11 protein-coding genes are annotated in these 13,860 nt (G+C 67.0%); 5 read left to right on the top strand and 6 right to left on the bottom strand.

Annotated elements, in window-relative coordinates; genetic code table 11:
• Positions 1 to 36 precede the first annotated feature (36 nt).
• The 6 genes from CupriaWKF_RS29875 to msuE all read right to left on the bottom strand — a co-directional run bounded on the left by CupriaWKF_RS29875 (position 37) and on the right by msuE (position 7,448).
• Positions 37 to 1,404, bottom strand: a complete 1,368-nt coding sequence (locus tag CupriaWKF_RS29875) for an LLM class flavin-dependent oxidoreductase (RefSeq protein WP_276102018.1) — start codon at positions 1,402 to 1,404, stop codon at positions 37 to 39.
• Positions 1,404 to 2,654 carry an SfnB family sulfur acquisition oxidoreductase gene (locus tag CupriaWKF_RS29870; protein WP_276102017.1) on the bottom strand — a complete coding sequence of 417 codons (1,251 nt, stop codon included), beginning with the start codon at positions 2,652 to 2,654 and terminating at the stop codon, positions 1,404 to 1,406. Before CupriaWKF_RS29870 ends, CupriaWKF_RS29875 begins: the two co-directional genes overlap by 1 nt.
• Position 2,655: 1 nt before the next feature.
• Complete coding sequence (locus CupriaWKF_RS29865) at positions 2,656 to 3,924, bottom strand: SfnB family sulfur acquisition oxidoreductase (RefSeq protein ID WP_276102016.1); 1,269 nt, start codon at positions 3,922 to 3,924, stop codon at positions 2,656 to 2,658.
• A gap of 147 nt (positions 3,925 to 4,071) precedes the next feature.
• Positions 4,072 to 5,454, bottom strand: coding sequence for an IS701 family transposase (locus tag CupriaWKF_RS29860; RefSeq protein ID WP_276102015.1), 1,383 nt, complete (start codon positions 5,452 to 5,454; stop codon positions 4,072 to 4,074).
• 173 nt (positions 5,455 to 5,627) lie between these two features.
• Entirely contained in the window at positions 5,628 to 6,866 is a 1,239-nt protein-coding gene (locus CupriaWKF_RS29855; RefSeq protein ID WP_276102014.1) for an acyl-CoA dehydrogenase family protein, read from the bottom strand.
• Between the two features lie 18 nt (positions 6,867 to 6,884).
• Positions 6,885 to 7,448, bottom strand: a complete 564-nt coding sequence (gene msuE, locus CupriaWKF_RS29850; protein ID WP_276102013.1) for an FMN reductase — start codon at positions 7,446 to 7,448, stop codon at positions 6,885 to 6,887.
• 255 nt (positions 7,449 to 7,703) lie between these two features.
• On the opposite strand from msuE, the gene CupriaWKF_RS29845 reads away from it, so the two are divergent.
• From CupriaWKF_RS29845 to CupriaWKF_RS29825, 5 genes are all read left to right on the top strand, one after another.
• Positions 7,704 to 9,419 carry an ABC transporter substrate-binding protein gene (locus CupriaWKF_RS29845; RefSeq protein ID WP_276102012.1) on the top strand — a complete coding sequence of 572 codons (1,716 nt, stop codon included), beginning with the start codon at positions 7,704 to 7,706 and terminating at the stop codon, positions 9,417 to 9,419.
• An 81-nt stretch (positions 9,420 to 9,500) separates the two neighbouring features.
• Complete coding sequence (locus CupriaWKF_RS29840) at positions 9,501 to 10,460, top strand: ABC transporter permease (RefSeq protein WP_276103291.1); 960 nt, start codon at positions 9,501 to 9,503, stop codon at positions 10,458 to 10,460.
• 105 nt (positions 10,461 to 10,565) lie between these two features.
• Positions 10,566 to 11,423 (top strand): ABC transporter permease, encoded by an 858-nt coding sequence (locus CupriaWKF_RS29835; protein ID WP_276103290.1) that lies wholly within the window; start codon positions 10,566 to 10,568, stop codon positions 11,421 to 11,423.
• Between the two features lie 49 nt (positions 11,424 to 11,472).
• Complete coding sequence (locus CupriaWKF_RS29830; RefSeq protein ID WP_276102011.1) at positions 11,473 to 12,021, top strand: carboxymuconolactone decarboxylase family protein; 549 nt, start codon at positions 11,473 to 11,475, stop codon at positions 12,019 to 12,021.
• Positions 12,022 to 12,037: 16 nt separating this feature from the next.
• Positions 12,038 to 13,723, top strand: a complete 1,686-nt coding sequence (locus CupriaWKF_RS29825; RefSeq protein WP_276102010.1) for an ABC transporter ATP-binding protein — start codon at positions 12,038 to 12,040, stop codon at positions 13,721 to 13,723.
• The last annotated feature ends 137 nt before the right edge of the window (positions 13,724 to 13,860 follow it).

The following is a 13,860-nucleotide window of genomic DNA, read 5'->3' as shown; positions in this document are numbered from 1 at the left end:
GGTGTCAGTTGTCAATGCGGAAAAGGGAGGCGTGCGTCATGCGTGACGGAATGCGTCGGCCGCGTGGCGCGCCGGCAACCGGTCGCCTTCGGCGAACAGCTTGCGCCGCAGCGTGCCGTCGGCATACGCGGTCTTGTAGCGGCCACGCTCCTGCAGTGCGGGGACGACGAGGTCGACGAAGTCCTCGTAGCTCTCCGGCACCACGGTGCGGCTCAGATTGAAACCATCGATGCCGGTCTCGTCGACCCATTCGGCGAGCGTGTCGGCCACCTGCGACGGGTCGCCGACGATGGCCGGGTAGCGTCCGCCCAGCTCGAACAGGTCCAGCAGCTTGCGGCGCGTCCAGCCATGCTGGGCGGCGGCTTTCGTTGCCGATTCGATGGCGTTGCCGCCTTCATAGTTCACGGGGTCGTCGAGCCCGTAGCGCGCGAAGTCCACGCCGGTGCTGGCCGCGAAATGGGCGAGTCCCGCCTCGCGGCTCGCATAGTCGCGATACTCGGCATGCCTGGCGCGCGCCTCGGCCTCGGTGCGGCCCGTGACCACGGCTGCGCCCATGAAGACCTTGACGTCGTCCGGACGTCGTCCGGCAGCCACGAGCTGCTCGCGCAGCGCGGACACCGTCTTGCGCGCCGCTTCCTTGTTCGGCGGGGAAATGAATACGCATTCGGCGTGGCGTGCGGCAAAGCGCTGGCCCCGGCCCGAACTGCCGGCCTGGAACAGCACAGGTGTGCGCTGCGGCGATGGTTCGGACAGGTGATAGCCGTCCACCTTGTAGTAGCGCCCGCTGTGGCTTATCTTGCGCACCTTCGCCGGATCGGCGAACACGCGCGCGGCCTTGTCGCGCAGCACGGCGTCGTTCCGCCAGCTGCCTTCCCAGAGTTTGTAGAGCACGTCGAGAAACTCGTCGGCGCGGTCGTAGCGCTCGTCGTGGGCGAGCTGTCCTTCGAGGCCCATGGCGCGCGCCGCGCTGTCGAGGTAGCCGGTCACGATGTTCCAGCCGACACGCCCGCGCGTCAGGTGGTCCAGCGTGGAAAACCGGCGCGCCAGCAGGTACGGCTGCTCATAGGTCAGGTTCACCGTGACCCCGAAGCCAAGGTGCCTGGTGGCCGCGGCCATGGCGGGGACGAGAAGCAGCGGGTCGTTCACCGGAAGCTGGATCGATTCCTGCAGCGTGACATCGACGTTGCCGCGGTACACGTCATAGACGCCGACGATGTCGGCGATGAACAATCCGTCGAACAGGCCGCGTTCTAGCGTGCGCGCCTGGTCCACCCAGTACTCCAGTGTGTTGTACTCCGCCGAGCGGTCGCGCGGGTGCGTCCACAGCCCGTGGTTGATATGCCCCACGCAGTTCATGTTGAACGCGTTGAGCAGGATCTGCTTGCGCTGTCCATGGTTCGCCATCAGATCGCTCCATGCCGCGGCGGCAGCTTGTCATTGAGATGGAAGTTGCCGACCGCGTGGTATTTCCAGCGAACCGGATCGTGCAACGTATGCGTGCGCGCGTTGCGCCAGAAACGGTCCAGGCCCTGGTTGTCGAGCGTGGCGGACGTGCCGCCCAGCTCGAACAGCCGCGTGCCGGCAAGCAGCGATGCGGTTGTCGTGAGCGCACGCGCGGCAGCAACGGCCAGCGACGCCTGCGCGACGGTCTGTTCGTCGGCCACCTGCTGCGCGGCATCGGTGGCACGGCCGGCGCGGCGCACGAGTGCTTCGGCGGCGCGCAGCCGTACCTGGACCTCGCCAAGCTGGTGCAGCGTCAGCGGGTCGTCCGCCGCGCGTGCTACGCCGGCATCGATCCACGGCCGTGCGTGGTCGCGCAGGAACGGCAGCGTGGCTGCCAGCGCGCCACGGCCGATGCCGAGGTCGATCGCCGCATGCAGCAACTGGGCAAAGGGACCGATGGTCGTGGGCCGCTCGAACGAGGCGAGGAACGGCACCACCCAGTCAGCCTCGACGCGTACGTTCTCGAACGTCACCGAGCCGCTGCCGGTGATGCGCTGGCCAAAGCCGTCCCAGTCATCCGTAATGCCGACACCGGCGGCCGTGCGCGGCACAAACGCGAGCCACGTGACTTCGCGTCCGGCTTCCTCGGCCACTACTAGTGTGGGAATCCAGTGCGCATACAGCGCGCCGGTGCAATAGAACTTCTTGCCATCGATGCGGAAGCCGTCGCCGTCTGGCGTGAGCCGCGTGCGGCGGCGGAAGTCCTTGTGGCCGATCTCGGCCAGTGCGTTGCCGAAGCGCTCGCCGGCCAGTGCGCGGGCATAGAAGAATGCCTGCTGCGCTGGCGTGCCGCCAACACGCAGCACCTCCAGCGCATAGAAGTGGTTCTGCGGAATCTGCCCGAGCGAGCCATCCGCGGCAGCGATGATGGCGATGACCTCCGCCAGCGTGGTGTTGGACACGCCCGCGCCACCGTATTCGCGCGGCACGGTGATGCCCCACAGGCCGCTGGCGCTGAAGGCTTCCAGTTCCTCCCAGGGCAGGCGCCGTTCGCGGTCGCGCTCGGCCGCTCCGGGCGCAAAGTGTGCGGCCAGCCGGCGCGCAATGGCGATCGCTTCGGCGTCGTCGCGGACAAGATGCGGAACCACGGCAGGCGCGGGCGCTGGCTGCGCCCGTCCATCGGCGGGCGGCGGATTGAAAAGCAACGACATATCAGTTCCAGGAGTGCCGCTTGGGCAGCGCGTTGTTCAGGTAGTAGTTGCCGATCAGGTGCAGCTTCCAGCGCACCGGATCGTGCAGCGTGTGCGTGCGCGCATTGCGCCAGTGGCGGTCGAGGTTGTGCCCGGCGCGGGTGGCGGAAGAACCGGCCAGCTCGAACAGCTTCTCGCTGGCCTGCAGCGCTGCTTCGGTGGTCAGCACCTTGGCCTCGGCCACGGCGACCGAGGCCTGTGCGCTGCTTGCCTCGGTGACCGGCTGCTCGGCGATGGCATCGAGCGTCAGCGCGGCTTCACGCAGCACTTCGCGCGCGGCTTCGAGATCGATCGCCAGGCGGCCAACGTCGCCGATCAGGTGCGGATCTTCGCTCGCACGCGCGACGCCCGCATCGATCCACGGACGCGCGTGCTGGCGCACGAACGCAATGGCATCGTCGAACGCGGCCTGTGCGATGCCGAGATCGATCGCGGCCTGGATCAGTTGCGAGTTCGCGCCGTAGAGGCCGGGCTGGTCAGCCAGCTGCCACACGGGGATCACGTCGTCCTCGGCGACTGCGACGTGGTCGAACACCACCGTGCCGCTCGCCGTCGTGCGCTGGCCGAACGACGACCAGTCGTCGACCACGGTCAGGCCGGCGGCATTGCGCGGTACCCAGACCTGGACCGCGCGACCCTCATCGTCGAGTGCGCGCGTTGGCACGCGGTGCGCGAACAGCGCGTCGGTGGAGTAAAAGCGTGTGCCGCTCAGGCGCAGCCCTTGCGCCGTGCGACGCAGGCGCGTGGTGCCATCGAGGATGGTCGGGCTTTCCGTGGAGCGCCGCTCGGGCCCGGCATTGCCGAGGCGTTGCCCGGCCAGCACCTCCGCGTAGAAGCGGCGCTTCTGGGCCTCCGTTCCTGCTTCGCGCAGCACGCCAAGCAGGCCGAAATGGTTCTGCGGAATCTGGCCCAGCGATGCATCGGCGGCGCTGAGGATCGCAAATACCTCGGCCAGCGTTGCATAGGAGACGCCGGCACCGCCGTAGGCTTTTGGTACGGTGATGCCTCCCAATCCGCTTTCGGACCAGCGGTCGAGTTCATCCCATGGCAGGATGCGTTCACGATCGCGCATCGAAGCGCCTGCACGGAATATCTCGGCGAGCGCGCGTGCCGCGTCGGTGGCTTCTGCGTCGTCGCGGATGCGTCGTACGCTTGCTGGATCGGGCAGGACGGGTTCGCGCCCCGCAGCGGCGGGCAGCTTGGCTGCGTAGATATCGGAGAGATCGGTCATGACAAGTCGGAGGATGCTTTGCACCAGGCATGGTGGTGTCTCGCATCGAAAAGGGCTGACGATTGATTGGAGCATGCGCGTCCACGGCTTTCCCACGAATATTTCCGAGGATGCTTAGTCTTACTGTGTCACAAACGTAGTCGAACGCTAACGGCGGCGCAATGCGGGCAATGTCCCAGGGCGCCTGCGAGTGCGACGCTCAACTGAAGGCGCAGCGTCCTGATCGAGTTCGGCACGTGACGCTGCGCGCGCCGGACTTCCCCGAGGAACGTAATCTTCGGGAATGGCAGGCACCTGGCATTCGATGAAGTTTTTTTTACCGCCGGCGCTGCTGCCGGCTTTCAGTCGCTGCGCCATCAGGAAGCCATACGCGGCGATGCTCAGGCTGGCGTGGTGGTGAAAGCCCCGCCAACCCCGCCCCTCATAGTGGCCCAGGCCGAGGTCCTGCTTGAGATCTTGATAATCGCGCTCGATGCGCCAGCGCATGTGCGCAGCGCGCACCAGATCGTTCAGTGCCGTGGTTTCGGGCAGCGTGGACAGGTAATACTTCTCAGGCTCGGCCTGATCTGCGGGCCACTCGATGAGCAGCCACTGCTGGGGCAGCAGACGCGCCTTGCCCACGTTACCCCCGGCGCAGCGTACCCGCAGCGCCGCAAAGCGGCCCGTCAGGCGCTCGTTGCTGCCTTCGCGCCAACTGATGTTCTGGAATGCGCTGTCGGACAAGGACTGCGCCAATGCCTTGACACTCACCGGCTGTCTCTTGGCGGTGCGCCGTGGCATCACCGGTGGACGGCCCATGCCGCTGTAGGGCTTTGGCGGCAGGGGCTCCACCCCCGGTGGCCAGACCACCACGGCCGAGGTGATCCCGACCACGTAGGGCAAGCCCAGATTGGTCAGCCCTTGACGAAACGCATAGTCGATCCCGTAGCCTGCGTCGGCCAGCACGCAGTGCTTGGGTGCTCCTTCAGAGAGCAGGCCCCGTATCTGTTGCAGGGCAATTTGAGGCTTGGTCGCAAACTCGATGTGTTCGGGAATCCCGGCCTTGAGTCTGCGCTCGGCATCTTCGGCCCAGTTGCGGGGCAAGTACAGTTGCCAGGCCACCGGTAGGCTGCCTTGTTCGCAGGCCAGCGAGACGCTGACGGCCACTTGGCAGTTGTCCTGCTTGCCCAGCACCCCGCAGTATTGGCGTGTCACGCCCACCGAGTGGACGCCCTTCTTGGGAAAGCCCGTGTCGTCAACGATCCACCAGCCGCCAGCGCTGAAGTCCATATGCGGCACCACCCACTGCGCCACGCGATTGAGCAGTTGCTGGTCACTCCATTGGGCCTTGGCGACAAAGTGATGCAGGGCTTGGTGCCGGGCGCTGGCGCGCAGCGGATCAACGCGGGCGGCCATGGGTTCGACGCTCTTGCGCGACAGAGGCAGCATCAGACCGGTGCAATACCCAGTCAATCCTGCGTGACGGTCGGCATGACCCAACCCTTCAGCCAGGTGAGCCATGTATCGATCGAACTCTTTGGATATGCCCATGGCACCTCCCATCAAAGGGAAAAATGATGGGCATATCATGCCTTAATTTTTATGACACAGTAAGATTAGAAGGGTGGCTGCGGTGACTGTGCGGTGGTTGATGGCGTAGAACCCACGAATGTTTGCTCCCTCTCCGGCTAGCGGGAGGGAGCGAACATTCGGCGCGCGGTTTGTCAGGCGGCCCGCGTACCGACCGACCAGTAATACGTCGGCGCCGTGCCGTTGATCGCATGGTCGCCGACGATTCGTGCCTTGTAGATGGCCGGGTTGTGCGAGGCCAGCGTGCGTGCGTTGCGCCAGTGGCGGTCGAGCTGGTGCGCGGCGTCGAGCGCGGAGGCCCCGCCGACGTCGAACAGCCGGCTGGCCGCGCCGAGGACCAGGTCGAGCATGCCGACCTGGGCGCGCGATGCATCGAGTTCGACGTCCTGCAGGAGGGCATCCGGCACCACCTCGCCGCGCTGGCGCAGCGCATCGATCTGGTCGAGCTTCGCGGCAACGGCACTGACCGTTGCCTGTGCGACAAAGGCGACGCCGGACAACTGGCCGACTACCTGCTGCACGAGCGGGTCTTCCGCCGCCGTCGCCGCGCTGCCATTGCTGTACACGCGTTTGCGCAGCCGCACGAACGCGGCAGCGTCGCGCTCGATGGCGCGCGCGATGCCGGCCAGCGTGGCCAGGTGTACGAGCTGAAAGCACGCTGTGACCGTGGTCGGATCCGTGCGCGAGAACGACAGCACGTGCTCGTCGGGAACCGCAACGTCGAGAAAACGCGTCGTGCCCGATGCGCTCAGGCGCTGGCCGAAGCCATGCCAGTCGTCCAGCCGGTCGACGCCTGCCGCATCGGCCCGTACCAGTACATAGGCTGGGCTGCCGTCATCGGTGCGGGTGGCCGACACGGCGATCCAGTCCGCATACAGCGTGCCGGTGCTGTAGTACTTCTCTCCGTCGAGGCGCCAGCCTCCGGCGCCGTCCGGCGCGAGTGTCGTGCGGTACCGGCCGAGCTGGCCGTCGCCGCGCTCCATCGCGGCGTTGCCGAACATGACGCCCTGCGCCGCGAGCCGAAGCCACGGCGCGCGCCGTGCCGGCGCGATCTCGGCATGCAGCCGTTCGATGAAGCCGAAGTGCGCGCGCAGGATCTGCGGCAGGTTGGAGTCGGCCGCGCCCAGTTCGATCAGCAGCGCATACATCTGCGACGCGGAAGCACCAAGGCCGCTATGCTCGCGCGGCACGCGTAGTGCACCGAAGCCTGCGTCGCGCAGCAGTGCAACCGCGTCGTGGGCCAATGTGCGTGTGCGTTCGCGTTCGAGTGCGCCGGCAGCGATCTGCGCGAACACCGGACGAAAGCGCTCGGCGAGAAATGAGAAGGTCGGTGCCGCGTGAGCGGAAGGTGAAGCAGAAAGAGAGTGTGGCATGGGCGGTGGATTCAGCGCTCACGCGGCCTTCAATGCAATCCGACGGTGCGCCGCGAACAATGGTGCGGCGCGGTCGGCCGCGAGCCGGATACGCTCGCGCAGCGCGGGACTCTGCACCGTGTAGTTCTGGAAATCCGAAGGGGTTGCATAAACGCCAATAGGCAGCGTCAGTGCCTGCAGGAAGCCGAACAGTGGCCGCAACTGGTGCTCGAGCACCAGTGCATGGCGGTCGCTGCCGCCGGTGGCGGCGAGCAGCACGGGCTTGTCGGCGAGCGCTTCCTGGCCGATCAGGTCGAACAGGTGCTTGAAGTGGCCCGGATAAGCGCCGCGATAGACCGGCGACGCGGCGATGACCAGATCGGCTGATTCGATTGCCTGCAGTTGCGCTTCGATCGCGGTCGGCAGTTCCGCGCGCCACAGCGCGCCGCCGAGCGGACGCGCGATATCGGCCAGGTTGATGACATGGGCGTCGACATGCAGTCGCGCGTCAAGCTCGGCGATCAGCGCATCGACCAGCGCCAGCGTGCGCGAGGGTTGCTGGGTACTGCCGTTGACGGCGACGATCTTCAGGGGCTTGGACATGATGGGCTTCCGGAGAGGGTGATGGCGTTGATAATGGCGAGGGCCGCAAAGGTATGGTTTTCCTGCTTTGCGCAGCCTGGTGGGTGCCAAGACGATACTGCGGCGCGACCGCCGCGCGAACGACGCGTTTGTTCTATCCACAGGCGATCCGTGCGCATAAGGACATGCGCAATCGTTCGTTCCGGGCAGATAGGGGGCGTCTCTATAGTTGGCCACCCTTGCAGACATTGGCCCATCTTTCCGCCCATCACCACCATGAAGAACCCGTTCCCGCCATCGCGACCCTCGCAACTATTCCGGCCGTTCGCGTTCCTGGCTCCCGTCGTGCTGTCGCTGCCGCTGCTGGGCGGCATGCTGGCGGCACCGGCCAACGCCGCTCCGGCAGCACCGGCCACGGAAGCGCCGCGGGCCGGCGGTACGCTCACGACCATCATCCAGCCCGAGCCGGTGATTCTGACTTCGGCGCTCAATTCCGCCGCGCCGACCGGCTTCTTCAGCGCGAACGTCTTCGATGGCCTGATCGAGTATGACAACGAGTTCAAGCTCAGGCCGGCGCTCGCGCAGAGCTGGGACATTTCGAAGGATTCGAAGACGCTCACGTTCCACCTGCGGCCGAACGTGAAGTGGCATGACGGCAAGCCGTTCACGTCGGCCGACGTGAAGTGGACGCTTGAGAATGTGTGGAAGAAGCTGCATCCGCGCAACCAGATCCTGTTCGGCAAGGTCACGCGCGTCGATACGCCCGATGCGCTGACCGTCGTGCTGCATTTCTCCGAGCCGTCGCTGGCGGTGCTCAGCTCGCTGAACAGCAACGGCGCGCAGGTGCTGCCCAAGCACCTGTACGAAGGCACGGACATCCTCAACAACCCGTACAACAACAAGCCGGTGGGAACGGGGCCTTTCATCTTCAAGGAATGGAGCAAGGGCAACTACATCGTGCTCGAGCGCAACCCCGACTACTGGGACAAGGGCAAACCGTACCTCGACAAGATCGTCTTCAAGGTGATCCCCGATGCCAGCGCGCGTGCCGCGGCGCTGGAGAAGGGCGAAGTCCAGTACGCGCCGTTCAACCCGGTGCCGCTGAAGGACGCGCAGCGCCTGTCGCAACTGCCTTCGCTGAAACTGGAAACGCGCGGCTACGAATGGCTGTCGCCGTGGTTGTTCATGGATGTCAACATTGACCGGCCGTACTTCAAGGACGTGCGCGTGCGCCAGGCGCTGGCCCATGCGATCGACCTGAACGCGCTGAACAAGGTGGTCTGGTTCGGCTTCGGCAAGCCCGCGGTGAGCCCGGTGGTCTCGACGCTGGGGCAGTTCTTCAACCCCAACGTGCCGAAATATCCGTATGACCCGGCCAGGGCCGAAGCCCTGCTAGACGCTGCCGGCCTGAAGCGCGGCGCTGACGGCAACCGCCTGAAGATCCAGATCGACTACCTGCCGTATGGCGACGACTACAAGCGCAGTGCGGAGTACATCAAGCAGGCGCTCAAGCGCGTGGGTGTCGACGTGACCGTGCGCACGCAGGACACACCCACCTATACCAAGCGTGTCTACGGCGATCGCGATTTCGACCTCGCGGTGGTCTGGTTCGCGGGCTTTGCCGATCCGCTGGTTGGCGTGACGCGTGCCTATCGTAGCGACACGGTCGGCAAGAATATCCCGTGGTCGAACGGCTCGGGCTATCGCGGCGATGAAGCGAACCGGCTGATCGACCAGGCACAGGGCTCGCCGAGCCAGGCCGAGCGCGTCGAGCTGTTCCGCAAGTTCCAGTCCGTGGTGCAGACCGACCTGCCGTCGATCCCGCTGCTCGAGCTGCGCTTCTTCACGGTGCAGGCGTCGAACCTGCGCGATACGGTCAGCGGCGTGGACCAGGTCTATGCCTCGCTCAAGCGCGCCTGGCTGGCGCCGGCGGGCACGGCTGTGGCCACGGCAACCACGCCCGCTGCCGCCGCGGCGCAGGCCGCGCGCTGACGACGGGCGATGACCATGCCCACGACCCCGCGCGACACGCCTGGATGCAAGCCGGCATGGCTGGCCCGCGTGCCGTGGCGGATGGCCTGGCGCCGCCTGCTGCAGCTCGCCGGCATCGTCGCCGGCATGGCCGTGGTCAATTTCTTCCTGCTGCGGCTCGCGCCCGGCGACGCCGCGCAGGTGCTGGCCGGGGAGGCGGGTGCCGCCACGCCGGAGTACCTGGCGGCGCTGCGCGCGCAGTTCGGGCTTGACCAGCCCTTGTGGATACAGCTCGGCAAGTATCTGTGGCACCTGGCGCAGCTCGACCTCGGCTATTCGTTCCGGCAGGGCATGCCGGTGCTGGACCTGATCCTGCAGCGCCTGCCCGCCACGCTGCTGTTGATGGGCGCGAGCATCGCGTTCGCGGTGGTGATCGGTGCGGGCCTTGGCGTGCTGGCGGCGGCGCGCGCAGGGCGCGCGCTCGACACGCTGATCTCCTCCGTAGCGCTGCTGTGCTTTGCCACCCCGCTGTTCTGGGTCGGCCTGATGCTGGTTCTGGTGTTCTCGGTCCGCCTCGACTGGCTGCCGGTGGGCGGCATGTTCACCGTGGAAGCCGGGCTCACGGGCTGGGCGTATGCCGCCGACGTGGCGCGACACCTGGTGTTGCCGGCCGCCACACTCTGCCTGTTCTATCTGGCCGTGTATGTGCGGCTGATGCGCGCCAGCATGATCGAGGTGCGGCGGCAGGATTTCGTGCGCACGGCCGTGGCCAAGGGCGCCCCGGCCGGCCGCGTGTTGACGCGCCATGTCCTGCGCAATGCGCTGCTGCCGCTGGTGACGATGGTCGGCGTGCAGGCCAGTTCCGTGATCGGCGGTGCGGTGCTCGTGGAGACGGTGTTCTCGTGGCCCGGACTCGGCAGGATGGCGTTCGAGGCACTGTACCAGCGCGACTACAACCTGCTGCTCGGCATCCTGCTGTGCAGCGCCGTGGTGGTGGTGCTGGTCAACTGGCTCATCGACGCCGTCTACGCGCGGGTGGACCCGCGCATCCGGCTGGCCTGACGAGGCCCCGGCGTTTGCAGGAGTATTCGCTTGTCTTTGCCTTCTTCCTCCCTTCCGGCGCCTCTGCAGCCGGGCCAGTCCGATGCGCACGGCGCAGCGGCTGACATCACTGTGCCCCTGCTGCCACCCGCGGACCGGCGGCGGCTGCGCCGACTGCTGTCGTCGCCCAGCGCCGTGGCGGGCGCGGCGCTGCTGGCTGTGGTTCTCGCTGCCGCGCTGTCGGCAGGCTGGGTATTTCCCGGCGACCCGCTCGAGATGGCGACCGAACCGCTGCTGTGGCCGGGGCGCGATGCCGCATTCCCGCTCGGCTCCGACATGCTGGGCCGCGACATCCTCGCAGGCCTGTTTCATGGCGCGCGCGCCTCTCTGCTGATCGCGGGCGTCTCGACGGCGCTTGCCCTGGTGCTTGGCGTCGCGGGCGGTGTGACGGCCGGCTACTACGGTGGCCGCGCCGACCGCGTGTTCGGCACGCTGACGACATTTTTCCTGACGATCCCATCGTTCCTGTTCGCGCTGGCCATCGTAGCGGTGGTGCAGCCTTCGGTGTGGAAGATCGCGCTCGCGATCGGGATCACGTCGTGGCCCGCGCTCGGGCGGCTGGTGCGTGCCGAGGTGCTGCGCTTGCGCCACGGCGACATGGTGCTGGCGAGCGAGGCGGTGGGCGCCAGCCACGCCCGCATCATCATCGAAGACATCCTGCCCAACACGCTCACGCCCGTGCTGGTGTCGGCGTCGCTGATGGTGGCCACGGCCATCCTGACCGAATCGAGCCTGGCGTTTCTCGGCCTGGCCGACCCCAACGTCGCAAGCTGGGGAAACATGGTCGGAGCGGGTCGCGAGGTGCTGCGCACGGACTGGTATGTGTGCGCATTGCCCGGCCTGGCGATCGTGCTGACCGTGCTCGCGCTGAACTTGCTCGGCGACGGTCTGGCCACCGCCTTCGATCCGCGCGAAGGCCGCTGAACGCCTTCGCCTCCACGTTCCTAACCTACCGACTTCACAGGAGAGCGTCTTGGCACGCATTCACGACATCGATCCCGACGCCCTGCAGGGCGAAGCCCGCTCCACGTTCGAACGCGTGGAGCGCGAGTACGGTGCGTTCGGCAACATGCTGCGCGTGCTCGGTCACCGGCCGCCGGCGCTCGCGCACCTGTTCGGCCTGCTGCTGGATTCCGCACGCGACGCACTGATTACGCGCAGGCATCTGGAGATCGTGCTGGTCACGGCATCGCGGCTGAACGCGTGCCACTACTGCATCAGCCATCACGTGCCGAGGCTGGAAGCGCTGGGCGTGGCGCCCGAAACGGTAGAACGGATCCTGGAGCCAGACGTGCCTGGGCTGGATGCCGTGGAGCGCCTGGTGCGCGACTACACCGCGCAAGTCACGACGCAACGCGTCACCGACACGGTGGTAGCGCGGCTGCGCGAGCATTTCACCGAAGCACAGGTCGTGGAGCTGACGCTGCGCGCGGCGCTGTGCGCATTCTTCGCGCGCTTCAATGAAGCGCTGGAGATCCAGGTCGAGCCCGAACTGCTGGCCGCCGAGATCCACGCCACCTGACTTGTCCCGAGGCATCATGAAGCCGTTGCTTTCCCTGCAGGAGCTTTCCATCCGCTATCCCGACGCTGCACGGCCCGCCGTCGCGAACCTGAGCCTTGATGTCGGCGCCGGCGAGACCGTCGCGCTCGTGGGCGAGTCGGGCTGTGGCAAGTCCACCACCGCGCTGGCGCTGCTGCGGCTGCTACCGGCGTCCGCGCAGATGCGCGGGCGCGTGCTGCTGGAAGGGCGCGACCTGCTGACGCTGAGCGAGCGCGACATGACCACGCTGCGCGGCAACACGGTGTCGATGATCTTCCAGGAGCCGATGACCTCGCTCAACCCGGTGCTGAGCGTCGGCGCGCAGGTCATCGAGACCCTGCGGCTGCATACCGCGCTATCGGCGCAGGCGGCCCATGCGCGGGCAGTCGAACTGCTGGACCAGGTCCGGATTCCCGAACCGCAGCGGCGCTTCCATGCCTTTCCCCACCAGTTGTCGGGCGGGCAGCGCCAGCGCGTGATGATCGCCATGGCGATCGCCTGCACGCCGAAGCTGCTCGTGGCCGATGAGCCGACCACCGCGCTCGATGTCACCGTGCAGGCGCAGATTCTCGAGTTGCTGGATACGCTCCGGCGCGAACTGCGCATGGCGATGCTGCTGATCACGCACGACCTCGGCGTAGTGGCGCGCTGGGCGGATCGCGTTGCTGTCATGCACGACGGCATCAAGGTGGAGGAGCAGTCTGCCCGGACCTTGTTCCGTGAACCGGCCCACCCCTATACGCGCGGGCTGCTCGGCGCATCGCTGAGCGCCGCGGACGGCGTGGTGCCGCACTATCGGCAGGCCCGCCTGCCCGAGATCCGCGTGGACCGCCGCGCCGACGGCACGCCGGCGGCATTCCGGCTCGAACGTCCGGCGCTGCGTGCGGCCAGCAGCAAGGCCACCGGTCCGGCACCGGCCGTGCTCGATGTCGAGGATCTCCATGTGACGCACCGCTCCGGCGCCCACGCTACCGCGGCAGTGCGGGGCGTTTCCTTTTCCATTGCCGCGGGCGAGACCGTGGGTCTGGTTGGAGAATCGGGCTGCGGCAAATCCACGCTCGCGCGGGCCGTGCTGCGCCTGGCGGACCATGACGCGGGGCGTATCGTATTCGAAGGCACCGACATCGCGCCGGTCGAGCGCCGGCGAATGCGCCCGTGGCGGGGCGCGATGCAGTTGGTGTTCCAGGATCCGTACAGCTCGCTCAATCCGCGCAAGACCGTCGCCGAGGTGCTGGAAGGCGCGCTGCAGATCCACGGTGTGCGGGATCGGCAGGAACGGCGCGCTCGCGCGGCGGCGATAATTGACCGCGTGGGCTTGCCCGCTGCGGTGCTGCACCGCTATCCGCACGAGTTTTCCGGGGGCCAGCGCCAGCGCATCGGCATTGCGCGCGCGCTGATTGTCAGGCCGCGTCTGCTCGTCTGCGATGAGCCGGTGTCGGCGCTCGACGTTTCGGTGCAGGCGCAGGTTCTGAACCTGCTCGCCGACCTGCAGGCCGAGTATGGGCTGTCATGCCTGTTCATCTCGCATGACCTTGGCGTCGTGCGTTATATCGCCGACCGCATCCTGGTCATGCGCGAGGGCCGGCTTGTCGAGAGCGGCGCCCGCGACGAGATCTGGCAACGGCCCGCGCATCCCTACACTCGGTCGCTGCTTGCTTCGGTGCCACGGGCACTTCCGGCGTAAGCCACTGCGCCGGTTTCGCAATTGGAAGACGAGCATGTGCGGGGATGTTCCCTTCCGATACCGGCGACTTCTGCGCCTTCAGACGCCCAACCCTCGCCCCGCAAAAGATGAGATGCGGTCGAACCATGCGGCGGCAG

It is taken from the genome of Cupriavidus sp. WKF15 (assembly GCF_029278605.1).
In the GTDB taxonomy this organism is placed as follows: Bacteria; Pseudomonadota; Gammaproteobacteria; order Burkholderiales; family Burkholderiaceae; genus Cupriavidus.
Note: the sequence above shows the minus strand (reverse complement) of the source record. Positions and strands in the feature narration are given on the sequence as shown.